This window comes from Pseudomonas spelaei, assembly GCF_009724245.1.
Lineage (GTDB): Bacteria > Pseudomonadota > Gammaproteobacteria > Pseudomonadales > Pseudomonadaceae > Aquipseudomonas > Aquipseudomonas spelaei.
Window position 1 is genome coordinate 1 of sequence record NZ_WNNK01000019.1, and the last position, 14,527, is coordinate 14,527.

Sequence of the window (14,527 nt, forward strand, 5' to 3'; positions counted from 1 at the left end):
ACCTCGGCAGCGGCTACAGGGTTTTTGCAGGATTCAAAAATGTGTAGATACCTATGCTGCGATGGGCATAGGTATCTACACCATTGCGCAGGAGCCTGATTTTTGTAGCCGCTGCCGAGGTACGAGGCTGCGATGCGGTCCGCAGGACCGCCCTCAGGGGCTGCTGCGCAACCCATCGCAGCCTCGTGCCTCGGCAGCGGCTACAGGTTTTTTGCAGGATTCAAAAAATGTGTAGCTACCTATGCTGCGATGACATCACCTCGGTGTTCCTGAAAGACCGAGTTGCCTGGCCAGCTCCCACAGTCGACCGCGCCCGCTTTTGATCTTGCCTTTGCTTCACACCACTCAAGCCGGCCGGTAGGCCGCTGTGCTGTTGATCTGCTTTTGACTTTGATCTGAGGCGCCCCGTTAAACCACGCTGGCCGAACGCAGGCATTGGGCCGTGGGTAAACCGGCAGGACGCCGGTTTAGCCGCACTGGGCCAGGGATGGCCCATTGCGGCGGCCCACGGAACAATGCCGGAGTGAGGGCACACCGAGCCTAGGCGAGGTGCCGAGTGGTGGGGCAAGAGCCTTTTGGTTACTTTTGGGCTCTTTTCAAAAGTGACCCGCTGTAAGAGCGGAACCCATAGCAGCCATCACCGCAGCAACGGATATGTACACCCTCAATTAACCTTATCCTCCCGCCCCCGCAACACCCGATTAGGCATCACAACCGCCGCCGCCAACCCCAACAACGACACCCCCGCACTCACCATCAGCAAATGCCGAAACGTCACCAACAGCTCCCCCCGCAGAGCATCCTGAGCCGGACCCGGCGCAGCGTTCAGCCCATCCAGCAACACATTGCCAGAACGGCCCTCCGCCACCAGCGCCCCACTGGCCAGATGAGCAAAACTGGAATCCTGCAACAACGCCAACAGCAACGCCGACATGCACGCCACCCCCACCGCCCCCCCCAGGGAACGAAACAGGTTCGTAGTGCTGGTAGCAACACCAATGTCCCGTTGCGCCACCGAATTCTGCGTCCCCACCAACGACGTAGGAAACTGCATCCCCACCGCAATCCCGCTAAGCAACATGAACAGGCTACTCAACAGCAACGCCTGCGGCGCACTGAACGCCATGCCGAGGATCGCCAACGGAGTCAACAGCGCGCCGGTAAGGATCATCGGCTTGTAGCGGCCAGTCACCGAGGTCATACGCCCGGCAAAGTAGGCACCCATCGGCAACCCTATGGCCAGCGGCAACAAGTGCAAGGCAGCACTGTCAGCACCAGCACCCGTGACGGTCTGGTAACGCAAAGGCATCAGCACGATCAGGGAAATCGCCTGGAAGCTGGTGAAGAAAATCGTGCACCAGCACAGCACCGCACTGCGGTTGGCGAACAGGTGCATCGGCAGCAAGGGTTCACGCGCCCGGCGTTCATGCCAGACAAACACCGTCAACGCCACCAGGGCGCAGGCCAGCAGCCCCAGTACTTGCTGGTCGCGCCAGGAGTGGCCCTGACCGATTTCGGTGATACCCAACAGCAGCGCGGTCAGGCCAATGATCATCAGCAAGGTGCCCAGGTAGTCGATAACCGGCTTGCGTTGCGGTACCGGCAACCCCACCAATGTGCGATGCGCCACCCACCAGGCGCCCGCACCCAGCGGCAGGTTGATCAGGAACACCCAGCGCCAGGACAAGTATTCAGTCATATAACCGCCCAGCACCGGCCCGGCGACGCTGGCCACCGCGTACATGCTGCTGAAATACCCTTGATAACGCCCACGCTCACGGGGCGGGATGATGTCGCCGATGATCGCCTGGCTCACCGAAATCATTCCGCCGGCACCGATGCCCTGGAGGATTCGCGCCAGCACCAGTTGTTCCATGCTTTGCGCCATGCCACAGAACAATGAGGCGATGGTGAATACGCCCATGCCGATCAGCATCATCGGCCGCCGCCCGTAGAGGTCGCCGAGTTTGCCGTAGATCGGCACCGCCACCGTCATCGCCACCATGTAGCCGGAGATGACCCAGGCCAGCAGGTTGACGTCATGGAACTGAGAAGAAATGGCCGGCATCGAGACGGCGACGATGGTCTGGTCCAGCGCCCCGAGAAAAATCGCCATCATCAAGGCGACCAGAACACTGCGGATGGCAGGTTTGGGTTGAGCGGGCTGATTGAGGTTGGTCACGGTGGAACCTGCAGGCAAGCCCCACGGGGAAAGGGCCGCAGGAATGCTTGTCAGTTTACTCGATAGCCCGCTATTCGATAGCCTCGTAAGGAAGTCCGACATAATTTTCTGCAATGGTTTTGCGCCCGGCTTCGGAGTCGACAAAATATTCCAGTTCGCTCTGGGCAATGCGCTGGCTGAAGCCGTCCGCCTCCGGGAATTGATGCAACATCGAGGTCATCCACCAGGAAAAGCGCTCGGCCTTCCAGATCCGCCGCAAACAGATCTGTGAGTATTTCTCCAGCAAGTCCACACGGCCCTCGCGATAGACCTTGAGCAGGATATTGAACAAGGTACTGACATCACTGGCCGCCAGGTTCAAACCCTTGGCGCCGGTGGGCGGCACGATATGGGCAGCGTCTCCCAGCAGGAAGAGACGACCGTACTGCATAGGTTCCACCACGAAGCTGCGCAGCGGTGCGATGCTCTTTTCAATGGAGGGCCCAGTCACCAGTTGTGCCGCCAACTCGGCGGGCAGGCGGGCCTTGAGCTCATCCCAGAAGCGCTGATCGGACCAGTCTTCGACGGTCTCCTCGGCCGGCACTTGCAAGTAGTAGCGGCTGCGCGTGGGCGAACGCATGCTGCACAAGGCAAAACCGCGCTCGTGCTTGGCGTACACCAGTTCGTCATGAATCGGTGGAGTTTCAGCCAGGATCCCCAGCCAGCCAAACGGATAGACCCGCTCGAAAACCTTCACATGCTCAGTCGGAATCGACTGCCGCGCCACACCGTGAAAACCGTCGCAACCGGCAATGTAGTCACACTCCAGGCGAAACGACTCACCGTCATGCTCGAAAGTCAGCCAGGGCTGTTGGCTTTTCAGGTCATGAGGCTGCACGTTGCGGGCCTCGTACAGGGTGATGGCTCCCGCTGCTTGGCGTGCCGCCATCAGATCGCGGGTGACTTCGGTCTGGCCGTAGATCATCACCGTCTTGCCACCGGTCAGCGACTTGAGGTCGATATGGGTCAATTGCCCGTTCAGCGCCAGCTCAAACCCGTCATGAACCAGCCCTTCGATGTCCATTCGTCGGCCTACACCGGCCTGTCGCAACAAATCGACCATGCCTTGTTCCAGCACACCGGCACGAATCCGCCCGGCGACGTAATCGGGCGTCTGACGCTCAAGAATCAGGGTCTCGATGCCTGCCTCGTGCAGCAGTTGGCCCAGCAGCAGCCCGGAGGGACCGGCGCCAATGATGGCGATTTGGGTTTTCAGTGTTTTCATTATTTTTATGGCCCGTAGCTTTCAGCGAACGTATTCGGTGAAAGAGTTGTCATTGGTTTTGGTGCTGGCATTTTTCACTTGAATGGCCAGCATCAGAAGGTGAAAACTGATCCAAAGCCTGCGCTTTTTGCCAATCGGGGCGATTACCGCACTACTATCCTGAATATCGGATTGAAACTATGACCAAAACTGCCACTACCGCGATTCCGGTCTTCAAGCTGTATGGGGAAAACCAGCAATGGCCCACCCCGGATCTGTTGCACTGCGAAACCATCTCCCGGCGCAGCCGCGAGTACCAGTGGGAGATTGCCCCCCATCGGCATGCGGATCTGTGTCAGTTGCTATTTGTGTACAAGGGCCAGGCGCATCTGGAGATCGAAGGCCAGCGCACGGTGCTGAACGAATCGACGCTGCAGGTGCTGCCGCCGCTGTGCGTGCATGGCTTTCGTTTTTCCGAAGAGGTTGAAGGCTATGTCGTGACCCTCTCTGCACCGCTGGTGGCGCATTTGCAGGGGCAACTGGGTTCAGCGGTAGACGGTTTGAGCGCTCTGGGCAGTTACCCGGCAGGCAAGGACAGTGACTACCTCAACAGCCTGTTTTCCCGGTTGCAGGATGAGTACGGCGATGACCAGCCGGCGCGGGACATGATGATGCACGCCCTGGTCAGCGTGCTGCTGGTATGGATCAGCCGCCAGGCCATCCAGCGCCGTCATCCACGAGCACCCCGGGGACGCGAGTATTTCCGGCACTTCACTCAATTGGTCGAACAGCATTACCGCGAACACCCGAAAATCGAGGATCTGGCTCACAAGCTAGGGATTTCAGTGTCCCACCTCAACGGCACCTGCCGGGAACTGGGCGGGCAACCGGCGCTGCAGATCATGCACGACCGCCAATTGCTGGAAGCCAAGCGTCTTCTGACTTACACCAGCATGACCATCAATGAAATGTCGGAAGTGCTGGGGTTTTCCGACCCGACCAATTTCTCACGGCTGTTTCGCCGGCGCGTCGGGTTCTCGCCCAAGGCGTTTCGGGAGCAGTTGAAGGCCGATCAGGACGTTACCTGAGGGCGCTCAAGCTGGCGGTTTGGGGAATGCAATGGTCACGGTCGCAACTGGCAGCCAGGCTCGGCTTCATCCGGGTCTGCTCGACGCGGTAGGCGGCCGTGCCATACAACGCCGTGGCGGCAGCGCACAGGGTGAAAATCATCAGGTACTTTCTTGTTTTGATCGACATGATGCTGACCTCTGATCCGATCAAGAAGGTGCTTCAATCATCATAGGTCAGACAGGGCACGCTGCCATTATGGGACGGTATTCAACACGTTTATGACGCGTTAAAGACCAATATCCCACACAGGGTCTTCGGGAAACCTCAACACCAGAAAATCCAGCAGGCTGCGTAGCGCCGACGGCATGTGTTTGCGCGAGGCATACACGGCATACATGGTCATCTGCCGCGGTTCGGCCTCGGGCAGCAGGCGGATCAGTTGCCCGTTGCGAATATAGTCACCGGCCTGGTAGCTGGGCAGCATCGAGACCCCGGCACCGGCCAACGTCGCCCTTAACAGGGTGCTGGCCTCGTTGGCGCTGATATTGCCTTGCACCGGCACCGAGACTTGCTCGCCACCTTCTTCGAAATGCCAGAGGCTTTTACCGAAGTAGGAATGGGTCAGGCAGTTGTGTCGGGCGAGGTCTTCCACCTTGTGTGGCTGCGGATGTTCCAGCAGGTAAAGCGGGGATGCACAAATCACCGAGCGGCAGACCGTGAGCTTGCGGGCGATCAGGTTGGGGTCCAGGTCGTTGCTGGTGCGGATGGCCAGGTCGATGCGCTCATCCACCAGGTTCACCGTGCGGTCGAGCATTTGCAGGTCGACAGCGACCTGCGGGTAGCGCTTGACGTATTCGGCCATGGCATCCGCCAATTGCGCCTGACCGAAGGAGGTGCTGACACTCAGGCGCAACAAGCCGCGCGGGGCTTCATCCGGTTCACTGACGGCGGCTTGCATGTCGCTGCACAGCTCCAGCATCTGCCGGCAACGGGGCAAGGTTTCACTGCCGGCGGCGGTCAGGCTCAGCTTGCGCGTAGTGCGGTGCATCAGCCGGGCACCCACCCAATCCTCCAGCTCTGCCAGGTAACGCGATACCACCGGGCGTGACAGGTCCAGATGATCGGCCGCAGCCGACTGACTGCCCAGGTCCACCACCGCGACAAACACCCGCATTGCTTGAAGACGATCCATGATTTGCCCGATTTCAGAAACAAACTATGTTCAAGCATCGCATTTTTTGCTGCGTTCAGTGCAACTAAGCTCTCTCCATCGCCTGCCAAGGCCTATCGACTGCTGGAGTTGCACATGTTCTCGATCCTCAAGCGTTTTGCACTGGCTTCGGCCGCCCTGGGCTTCGCCGCCCACGCTGCGGCCGCCGACCTGAGCCTGGATGTCTACAACCCGGGTGAAGCGGCAATCTTCCCGGTCAGCTCGGTGCTGGTCAGCGGCCAGAAAGACGCGATCCTGGTGGACGCCCAGTTCGGCAAGGGCCAGGCCGAGCAACTGGTGCAGAAGATCCGCGCCAGTGGTAAGCAACTGACCACCATCTATATCAGCCACGGTGACCCGGACTACTACTTCGGCCTCGATACCCTGACCGCCGCCTTCCCCAACGCCAAGGTGCTGGCGCCGCAACCGGTGGTGGACCACATCAAGGCCACCGTGGCCGGCAAACTTGAGTTCTGGGGCCCGAAAATGGGCGCCGACAAGCCCGCCAAGACCATCGTCCCCCAAGTGCTTGAAGGCCATGAGCTGACCCTCGAAGGGCAGAAACTGGAAGTGATCGGCCTCGACGGCCCGCAACCGGACCGCAGCTTTGTGTGGATCCCATCGATCAAGGCAGTGGTCGGCGGTGTAGTCGTGGCTGAAAACATCCATGTGTGGATGGCTGACACCCAGAGCGCAAAATCCCACACCGACTGGCTGGCCACCCTGCAACGTATTCAAGACCTGAAACCGCGCAGCGTAATTCCGGGCCACTACCTGGGCACACCGTCGCTGAAATCCGTGGCGTTTACCGCTGACTACATCAAGGCCTTCGACGAAGAAACCGCCAAGGCCAAGGATTCCGCCGCACTGATTGCCGCCATGAAAAAGCGTTACCCGAACCTGGCCGACGAAAGCTCCCTGGAGCTGAGTGCCAAAGTCGCCAAGGGCGAAATGAAGTGGTGAAGTGTTCCAACCTACCGTACTGGAGAACGTCATGAGCAAGATCGCAATTATTGGTGCCACCGGTCGTGCCGGTAGCCAACTGCTGGAAGAAGCCCTGCGTCGCGGCCACACCGTCACGGCCATTGCCCGCAATACCGACAAGATCGACGTGCGCCCTGGTGTGACGGTCAAACAGGTGGATGCCCTGGACGCCGAAGCCCTGCAACAGGCCGTCGCCGGCAACGACGTGGTAATCAGCGCCGCGCACTTTTCCACCCTGCCCGCCAGCGCAGTCATCGGCCCGGTGAAAAAGGCGGGGGTGAAACGTCTGCTGGTGGTGGGCGGTGCCGCTTCGCTGCTGCTGCCGGGCGGTGCTCGTGTGTTCGACAGCCCTGGTTTCCCGGCGGAATACAAGGCTGAAGCCGGCGCTGGCATTGAGTTCCTCAACGCCTTGCGTCAGGAAAAAGAGCTGGACTGGACCTTTCTGTCGCCGTCGGCGGAGTTTGTCGAGACTGAGCGCACTGGCAAATTCCGCCTGGGTCAGGATGATTTGCTGGTGAGCAGCGAAGGTCGCAGCTGGATCAGCTTTGCCGACTACGCGATTGCGTTGATTGATGAAGTGGAATCGCCGAAGCATTCGCGTCAGCGGTTTACTGTCGGTTACTGAAACACCCTCAGTAAAACACCGCAGGACCAGTGTGGGAGCTGGCTTGCCTGCGATAGCGGTGGATCAGCGCACAGATATACAAGCTGACACACCGCTATCGCAGGCAAGCCAGCTCCCACATTTAATCGTCATTATCCGGACTACTGTGCCTGCCCCACCAACCAGTTCATCAGTTGCTCCAACCCCACCGTAGGCTCCGTCCCCGGCGGATACACCAAGTAATATCCCATCCCCGTCGACACCTTCAGTTCAAACGGCATCACCAGCCGCCCGGCCTTGAGGTCTTCGCCGATCAATGCGCTGTCGCCAATCGCCACACCCGAACCCTGTGACGCCACGGTCATGGCCAGGTCCAGCGTCTCGAAATGATGTCCCTGGCTCAAGTTGCCCAGTCGCGTACCGGCTGCCTTCAACCATAACGCCCAATCCCGCTCATCCCGCGTGGGGTGCAACAGCACCTGCCGCTGCAAGTCCTCCGGCGTCTTCAAACCCTCCAGCAAGCCCGGTGCGCAAACCGGTGTGAGTTGCTCATCAAACAGATGCCGAGCCCGTGACGATTGTTCGGCAATGGGCGCGTAGATCACCGCTGCATCAAACTGCTCACGACGAAAATCCACGGTGTAGGCCACGGTGGTCGTCAGCTCCACCGGCACGTCCGGCCGCTCCTGTTGCCACTGCATCAGACGCGGCAGCAGCCAGCGCATGACGCAGGTGGAGGCCTTGAGTTGCAAGGTCTCGCGGCGGCGGCCGATCTGCTCCACCGCATCACCGATCAGGCCGAACACTTGCTGCGCCCGCAGTGACCATTCGCGCCCCTCATCGGTCAGGCTCAAGCCTCGGGCCTGGCGCTGGAACAGCGGGTAGCCCAGATGGCTTTCCAACCCGGCAATCTGTCGGCTGACCGCACCCTGGGTGATGTGCAATTGTTCGGCTGCACGGGTGAAGTTGCAGCACTGGGCCGTGACCCAGAAGGTGTGCAGTGCGGGCAACGGTGGGAGGCGTTTCATCGGGCAGCAGCCATGACGTGAGGACATGGCTAGTATGACTTTTTATCGATTGTTGCCGCTACAGCCCAGCCGTCCAATAACGCCCTCGTCTCAATTAACAACAAGGGCTTTTGAAATGGCGACGTGTGGCGAAGTATTGGTCAAGCTGCTGGAAGGCTACGGTGTGGAACAGGTGTTCGGCATCCCCGGGGTTCACACCGTGGAGCTGTATCGAGGCCTGGCGCGTTCCAGCATTCGCCACGTCACCCCGCGCCACGAACAAGGCGCCGGTTTTATGGCCGACGGTTATGCCCGCACTCGCGGCAAACCCGGGGTGTGTTTCATCATCACCGGCCCGGGCATGACCAACATCACCACCGCCATGGGCCAGGCGTACGCCGACTCGATCCCGATGCTGGTGATTTCCAGCGTGCAGTCCCGCAGCCAGTTGGGTGGCGGGCGCGGCAAGTTGCATGAACTGCCGAACCAGGGCGCGCTGGTGGCCGGTGTCGCGGCGTTTTCCCATACATTGATGTCGGCCGCCGAATTACCGGGCGTACTGGCGCGGGCGTTTGCGCTGTTCCAGGCCGGGCGGCCACGTCCGGTGCATATTGAAATCCCCCTGGATGTGCTGGTGGAAAACGCCGATGCGTTACTCGCCAGTGAACCGATCAGCGTGGCCCGAGCCGGTGCCGCACCGGCGGCGGTCAAGCAGATGAGCCAGTTGTTGGCAGCGGCCAAGCGGCCGCTGATCCTGGCCGGTGGCGGTGCCATCGACGCCGCTCCCGAACTGACCCGCCTGGCTGAAACCCTCGGCGCGCCGATGGCCCTGACCATCAATGCCAAAGGCATGCTGGCGTCCGACCATCCGCTGTTGATCGGCTCCACCCAAACCCTGGTGGCCACCCGCGCGTTGGTCGCCGAAGCCGACGTGGTGTTGGCTATCGGCACTGAATTGGCGGAAACCGACTACGACGTCACTTTCGCCGGTGGCTTCGAAATTCCAGGCACCTTGCTGCGCATCGACATCGACCCGGACCAGACCGTACGAAACTATCCGCCACAGGTGGCGCTGGTGGCTGACGCGCAGATCGCCGCCGAAGCATTGTTGGCCGAATTGAACCGCCAACCGCTGCCACCTCGTCACGATGCTTGGGGCGTCAACCGCGTCGCCCGTCTGTGGGCCGACCTGACACCGACCTGGGATGCCGCCACCCGCGCGCAAACCCTGTTCCTCAGCACTGTTCTGGAGGAACTGCCCGACGTGGTGCTGGTGGGCGACTCCACCCAACCGGTCTACACCGGAAACCTGACCCTGAACCTCGATCAACCGCGTCGCTGGTTCAACTCGTCCACCGGCTACGGCACCCTCGGCTACGCCCTGCCCGCCGCCATTGGCGCCTGGCTGGGGCGCGGCTGCAAGGCGCCGGTGGTGTGCCTGATCGGTGATGGCGGGCTGCAATTTACCCTGTCGGAACTGGCCAGCGCCGTGGAGGCGCGCACGCCGATCATCGTCCTGCTGTGGAATAACCAGGGCTACGAAGAGATCAAGAAATACATGGTCAACCGCGCTATCGAACCGGTGGGCGTGGACATCTACACCCCGGACTTTATCGGCGTGGCCAAGGCCTTGGGTTGCACCGCCCAGGCCATCCAGGGCGTTGAAGAACTGCGTATGGCATTGCGCGCCGCCACTGACCGCCAAGGGCCGACGCTGATTGAAATCGACCAGGGCCTGTGGATGAAGGAAGTCTCGGTATGAGTGCTGCTCTCGAAGGTCTTTACATCAACGGTCAGTGGCACGCAGGCGTTGAGGTGTTGGAGGTGATCAACCCGACGACCGAAACCACCCTGGCTCACGTCAGCGTCGGCGATGCCAATGCAGTGACCGCGGCGGTGGACGCCGCCAGCGCAGCCTTCCCGGCCTGGGCCAACACCAGCGGCGCTGAGCGTGGCGCGCTGCTGCGCAAGATCGCCCAAGGCGTGAGCGAACAACGTGAACGATTGATGCACCTGCAATCGAGCAACAACGGCAAGCCGCTGTTTGAAGCCGGCATCGACGTGGATGACGTGATCGCCACCTTTGAATACTACGCCGGGGTGGCCGACGCACTGGACGCCGTGCAAGACCAGCCGGTGGCGTTGCCCAGCCACGACTTCAGCGCCCGCCTGCGCCGCGAGCCCTGCGGCGTGCTGGGGCTGATCGTGCCCTGGAATTTCCCGATGGTCACCACCGCCTGGAAACTCGCCCCGGCCCTCGCTGCCGGTTGCTGCGTGGTGCTCAAGCCGTCGGAGGTCACGCCGTTGGCGGAGCTGCAATTGGCGACGATCATCGCAGCAGCAGGCTTGCCGGACGGCGTGTTCAACCTGGTCTGCGGCACTGGGCTTGCAGTCGGTGCGCCGTTGGCGACAGATCCCCGGGTAGCGAAAATTTCCTTCACCGGCAGCAATGCCGTGGGGGTACAGGTGATGCAACGCGCCGCCGAAACCGTCAAGGGTGTGAGCCTGGAACTGGGCGGTAAATCTTCATTGTTGGTGCTGGCGGATGCCGACCTGGAACTGGCCGTGGAACTGGCCTGTGGTGGCGGCTTCTTCAATGCCGGGCAGATGTGCTCCGCCACCAGTCGGGTGCTGATCGCCGATGAGTTGGCAGATGAGTTCCTCACACGCCTGCACGCCAGGGCCGAGCGCATTCGTGTGGGTGAGCCGTTTGCCGAGGGCGTGGAGATGGGCCCATTGGTGAATCGCGCGCAGTATCAGCGGGTACTCGGTCATATCGAGCGCGGTATACAGGCCGGCGCGCATCTGGTGTGCGGCGGAAAACGGCCTGCGGACCTGCCCCACGGCTACTTCATTCGGCCCACGGTGTTTACCGAAGTGGCGCTGGACAGCGCGTTGTGGAACGAAGAAATCTTCGGCCCGGTGCTGTGTGTACGCAGTTTTGCCAGCGAAGCCGAGGCGATTGCCCTGGCCAATGATAGCGATTTTGGGTTGGTGGCCAGTGTGGTCAGCACTGACTTGAACGCCGCCGAACGGGTGGCGAATGCCTTGCAGGTAGGCCTGGTGTGGATCAATGCACCGCAAGTGATCTTCCCGCAAACGGCGTGGGGTGGTTACAAGCAGAGCAGCATCGGTCGGGAGCTGGGGCCTTGGGGGTTGCAGGCGTTTCAGGAGATCAAGCATGTGATTCGGGCGGTCTAACGATCGCAACTCTCCTGGCAATCAGGCTCTTGTGTGGGAGCTGGCTTGCCTGCGATAGCGGTGTGTCAGCAACCAACCTATTTCTGACAGATCGCTATCGCAGGCAAGCCAGCTCCCACATTTGATTTGTGTCAGGCCAATGGATGTATTTTTTCAATAGCCCCAACGACTTTCTCATTTGCCCCCCTCCTTCCTGCGCGGCCTAATCATGCCCTTGTCATTTCAAGGCCCGTCCATGGAAACTGTTCACACAAAACCCACCACCGCTCTCTGGCTGATGATCAGTGTCGTGTTGGTCGCCCTCAACCTGCGACCGTCGATGGCGGCGGTAGGCCCGTTGTTGTCGTCGATTCGCGCCGATGTGCCCTTGAGTTTCAGCAGCGCTTCATTGCTGACCATGTTGCCGGTCATGGCCATGGGGCTGGCGATGTTCTTTGGCATGGGCCTGGCCAAGCGCTTCGGTGAGCACCGCAGCATTGTGCTGTCGCTGGTGGTGATTGGCCTGGCGACGGTGTCGCGGCTGTTTCTCGATTCGGCGCTGGAATTGATCATCAGTGCCGTCGCTGCCGGCGTGGGGATCGCGATGATCCAGGCACTGCTGCCGGCGCTGATCAAATCCCGTTTCAGCGACAACGTTTCGCTGTTCATGGGCCTGTACGTCACCGCCATCATGGGCGGCGCGGCCTTCGCTGCGTCCTTTTCACCCTTCATCCAGGTGCGCACCGGCAGTTGGCGCATGGGCCTGGCAATCTGGGCGGTGCTGGCTGTGTTGGCGCTGGTGTTCTGGTACGCCCAGCGCTCGGTGCTGCCACCACTGCCGCAAGCGGGCTCGGGGCCGCAGGAAGCGTTTTTCGGCAATCGTCGCGCGTGGTTGCTGGCGGTCTTCTTCGGTCTCGGTACCGCGTCCTACACCTGCGTACTGGCGTGGCTCGCACCGTACTACGTGGAGCAAGGCTGGAGCGAACAGAACGCTGGCCTGCTGCTGGGCTTTCTGACCGCCATGGAGGTGGTCTCGGGCCTGATCACGCCGGCCATCGCCAACCGGCGCCAGGACAAACGTGGCGTGGTCGCGGTGTTGCTGGTGCTGATCATCGCCGGCTTCTGCGGCCTGATCCTCTCCCCTCACCACCTGAGCTTGCTGTGGCCGTGCCTGTTGGGCCTGGGTATTGGCGGTTTGTTTCCCATGAGCCTGATCCTGTCCCTCGACCACCTGGACAACCCGCGCCGCGCGGGTGGCCTGACGGCGTTCGTGCAAGGCATCGGCTATTTGATCGCCGGTTTGTCGCCGCTGATTGCCGGAATGATCCGCGACCAACTGGGCAGCTTCGAATGGGCCTGGTGGTCGCTGACGGCGGTGGTAGTGGTTATGTTGCTGATCGTACTGCGCTTCGATCCACGGCATTACGCCCGACATATTAAATAGCTTGAGCCAGAGCCTTTGGTCGCAGCGTCGTATTCAAAACACTATTTGTCCCACACCAAACATAGAAAGGAGCTACAGACCTTTCTATTGGTACGCTCGTTCCGTTAACATTTTGACCCTGTATTGCGCTGCAACAGCGCAAAGGGCTTATCGGACGGAATGGATGCTAAACAGCAACTTGCTTAGAAAGCTCGATATGCAGGACCTGATGGTGTTTATCGCTGTGTATGAACAAAACAGCGTCACCGAGGTGTCCGAAACCCTCTTCGTCAGCCAGTCCACCGTGAGCTACAGCCTGAAGAAACTGCGCACCAGTTTCGAGGACGATTTGTTTATCAACACCCGGGCCGGTATGCGTCCCACGTACAAGGCCACCAGCATGTACGGCCATGTGCAAAAGATCCTGGAAAGCATCAACCTGTGTCATGCAGGCAGCCAGGTCTTCGACCCGACCCAGGAAGCCGTGACCTTCAACATCTGCGCCCCGGAATACTTCGAGCAACTGATCCTGCCCCGGCTGCTGAAGAACTTCGATCACGCCGACCTGCCAGTGATCGTCAACGTGCACAAGCTGGAAACCGAGGTCCCCGCCGAAGCCTTGCGCAGCGGCAACCTGGACCTGGTGATCTGTTTCGGCCCGCACTTTCATCGCGCTCACAAGGATCTCAAGACGCAAATGCTGTTGGAGGACGATCTGGTCTGCGTCTTCGATAAACGTTCTGCCCCCCGCGAGCCGGCGTTCAGCCTGCAATCCTTCGTGGCCCGGCGCCACGTGTTCCCCACACCCTGGACCTCCGACACCAACATGATCGATGGCTGGCTGGCCCGCCAGGCCCACAAGCGTCAGGTGATTGCCCGGGCCAACAGCTACAGCGCGGCGCTGAAGATGATCACCGGCACCGATTTCATCGTCACCCTGCCCCGGCGGGTGCAGAAACTGCTGGCGGTCGAGCCGCTGTTCGGCCACTGCGAAGCGCCCAACGGCCTGCCGGGGTTCACCCTGGAGATGCAATGGAATGAGTCCAGCGAACAGGACAACGCCAATACCTGGTTTCGCGAGCAGGTGGTGAAAGTGTGTGGGATTCAGGGAGTGCTGTAGCCGCTGCCGAGGTACGAGGCTGCGATGCGGTCCGCAGGACCTCCCTAGAGGGCCGCTTCGCAGCCCATCGCAGCCTCGTACCTCGGCAGCGGCTACAGGATTTCGGCGTCAGCCAATGGCAACTTTGCTATAGGAATCGCGGTCGATATCCAGCAGTTCGACACTCAGTTGAACCTGCACGTCGGCAGGCCAGGCGCCCAAGTCCTGTAACACCGCCAGCAAGCTTTCCGACAACTGCTTCTTGATCTGCGGTGAGCGCCCACTGAGCAACGCCAGCCTCACCGCGACAAACCCCCGTGGTGACATGGCGGTGCCAACACGGAAACTCTCCACCTTCACCGCGCGGCTTTTGATGTCGAACTCGGCCCCGAACTGACCGGAGGCCACCAGCGCATGATTGAGTCGCAGCAGGGCTTTGTCGGTGTCCAGCTCCGGCAGGTTGGCGGTGTATTCCAGGTGCAGGTGAGGCATGAAAAGCTCCGAGTCACTGTAAGAAAAGAGTC

General features: G+C 60.7%; 13 protein-coding genes. 7 read left to right on the forward strand and 6 right to left on the reverse strand.

All coding sequences use genetic code 11. The annotated features are described in order from the left end of the window. Positions 1-664: 664 nt before the first annotated feature. Both GNF76_RS20495 and pobA read right to left on the reverse strand, forming a co-directional pair. Positions 665-2,182 (reverse strand): DHA2 family efflux MFS transporter permease subunit, encoded by a 1,518-nt coding sequence (locus GNF76_RS20495; protein ID WP_178123449.1) that lies wholly within the window; start codon positions 2,180-2,182, stop codon positions 665-667. A 70-nt stretch (positions 2,183-2,252) separates the two neighbouring features. Continuing rightward, entirely contained in the window at positions 2,253-3,437 is a 1,185-nt protein-coding gene (gene pobA, locus GNF76_RS20500) for a 4-hydroxybenzoate 3-monooxygenase (RefSeq protein WP_178123468.1), read from the reverse strand. Between the two features lie 188 nt (positions 3,438-3,625). Here pobA and GNF76_RS20505 point away from each other — a divergent pair, with 188 nt between their 5' ends. After that, on the forward strand, positions 3,626-4,513 hold the full coding sequence (locus tag GNF76_RS20505; RefSeq protein WP_155584948.1) for a helix-turn-helix domain-containing protein: 888 nt from the start codon (positions 3,626-3,628) through the stop codon (positions 4,511-4,513). Here GNF76_RS20505 and GNF76_RS29365 read toward each other — a convergent pair. Both GNF76_RS29365 and GNF76_RS20510 read right to left on the reverse strand, forming a co-directional pair. Then, positions 4,506-4,682 carry a hypothetical protein gene (locus GNF76_RS29365; protein ID WP_178123450.1) on the reverse strand — a complete coding sequence of 59 codons (177 nt, stop codon included), beginning with the start codon at positions 4,680-4,682 and terminating at the stop codon, positions 4,506-4,508. The two genes, GNF76_RS20505 and GNF76_RS29365, sit on opposite strands and share 8 nt — an antisense overlap. Positions 4,683-4,782: 100 nt before the next feature. Continuing rightward, positions 4,783-5,688: a LysR family transcriptional regulator gene (locus GNF76_RS20510; protein ID WP_155584949.1), complete on the reverse strand. Its 906-nt coding sequence runs from the start codon at positions 5,686-5,688 to the stop codon at positions 4,783-4,785. Between the two features lie 114 nt (positions 5,689-5,802). Between GNF76_RS20510 and GNF76_RS20515 the strand changes: the two genes are divergently transcribed. Both GNF76_RS20515 and GNF76_RS20520 read left to right on the forward strand, forming a co-directional pair. After that, entirely contained in the window at positions 5,803-6,669 is an 867-nt protein-coding gene (locus GNF76_RS20515) for an MBL fold metallo-hydrolase (protein ID WP_155584950.1), read from the forward strand. 31 nt (positions 6,670-6,700) lie between these two features. After that, positions 6,701-7,315 carry an NAD(P)-dependent oxidoreductase gene (locus GNF76_RS20520; RefSeq protein ID WP_155584951.1) on the forward strand — a complete coding sequence of 205 codons (615 nt, stop codon included), beginning with the start codon at positions 6,701-6,703 and terminating at the stop codon, positions 7,313-7,315. Between the two features lie 140 nt (positions 7,316-7,455). Here GNF76_RS20520 and GNF76_RS20525 read toward each other — a convergent pair whose 3' ends face one another. Continuing rightward, positions 7,456-8,322, reverse strand: a complete 867-nt coding sequence (locus GNF76_RS20525; RefSeq protein WP_155584952.1) for a LysR substrate-binding domain-containing protein — start codon at positions 8,320-8,322, stop codon at positions 7,456-7,458. A 115-nt stretch (positions 8,323-8,437) separates the two neighbouring features. Here GNF76_RS20525 and GNF76_RS20530 point away from each other — a divergent pair, with 115 nt between their 5' ends. The 4 genes from GNF76_RS20530 (at position 8,438) to GNF76_RS20545 (ending at position 14,024) form a co-directional block, all read left to right on the forward strand. Further along, complete coding sequence (locus GNF76_RS20530) at positions 8,438-10,063, forward strand: 5-guanidino-2-oxopentanoate decarboxylase (RefSeq protein ID WP_155584953.1); 1,626 nt, start codon at positions 8,438-8,440, stop codon at positions 10,061-10,063. Beyond that, positions 10,060-11,502: an aldehyde dehydrogenase family protein gene (locus GNF76_RS20535; RefSeq protein ID WP_155584954.1), complete on the forward strand. Its 1,443-nt coding sequence runs from the start codon at positions 10,060-10,062 to the stop codon at positions 11,500-11,502. Before GNF76_RS20530 ends, GNF76_RS20535 begins: the two co-directional genes overlap by 4 nt. Before the next feature lie 235 nt (positions 11,503-11,737). Beyond that, positions 11,738-12,925 carry a cyanate transporter gene (locus tag GNF76_RS20540; RefSeq protein WP_155584955.1) on the forward strand — a complete coding sequence of 396 codons (1,188 nt, stop codon included), beginning with the start codon at positions 11,738-11,740 and terminating at the stop codon, positions 12,923-12,925. 163 nt (positions 12,926-13,088) lie between these two features. Continuing rightward, positions 13,089-14,024 (forward strand): LysR family transcriptional regulator, encoded by a 936-nt coding sequence (locus tag GNF76_RS20545; protein ID WP_155584956.1) that lies wholly within the window; start codon positions 13,089-13,091, stop codon positions 14,022-14,024. A 108-nt stretch (positions 14,025-14,132) separates the two neighbouring features. On the opposite strand, the gene GNF76_RS20550 is transcribed toward GNF76_RS20545, so the two are convergent. After that, positions 14,133-14,495, reverse strand: a complete 363-nt coding sequence (locus tag GNF76_RS20550) for a 5-carboxymethyl-2-hydroxymuconate Delta-isomerase (RefSeq protein ID WP_155584957.1) — start codon at positions 14,493-14,495, stop codon at positions 14,133-14,135. Between the last annotated feature and the right edge of the window lie 32 nt (positions 14,496-14,527).

Coding starts and splice junctions, on each gene's coding strand:
- GNF76_RS20505 (WP_155584948.1), top strand. CDS start 3,626: ATGACCAAAACTGCCACTACCGCGATTCCGGTCTTCAAGCTGTATGGG.
- GNF76_RS29365 (WP_178123450.1), bottom strand. CDS start 4,682: ATGTCGATCAAAACAAGAAAGTACCTGATGATTTTCACCCTGTGCGCT.
- GNF76_RS20510 (WP_155584949.1), bottom strand. CDS start 5,688: ATGGATCGTCTTCAAGCAATGCGGGTGTTTGTCGCGGTGGTGGACCTG.
- GNF76_RS20515 (WP_155584950.1), top strand. CDS start 5,803: ATGTTCTCGATCCTCAAGCGTTTTGCACTGGCTTCGGCCGCCCTGGGC.
- GNF76_RS20520 (WP_155584951.1), top strand. CDS start 6,701: ATGAGCAAGATCGCAATTATTGGTGCCACCGGTCGTGCCGGTAGCCAA.
- GNF76_RS20525 (WP_155584952.1), bottom strand. CDS start 8,322: ATGAAACGCCTCCCACCGTTGCCCGCACTGCACACCTTCTGGGTCACG.
- GNF76_RS20530 (WP_155584953.1), top strand. CDS start 8,438: ATGGCGACGTGTGGCGAAGTATTGGTCAAGCTGCTGGAAGGCTACGGT.
- GNF76_RS20535 (WP_155584954.1), top strand. CDS start 10,060: ATGAGTGCTGCTCTCGAAGGTCTTTACATCAACGGTCAGTGGCACGCA.
- GNF76_RS20540 (WP_155584955.1), top strand. CDS start 11,738: ATGGAAACTGTTCACACAAAACCCACCACCGCTCTCTGGCTGATGATC.
- GNF76_RS20545 (WP_155584956.1), top strand. CDS start 13,089: ATGCTAAACAGCAACTTGCTTAGAAAGCTCGATATGCAGGACCTGATG.
- GNF76_RS20550 (WP_155584957.1), bottom strand. CDS start 14,495: ATGCCTCACCTGCACCTGGAATACACCGCCAACCTGCCGGAGCTGGAC.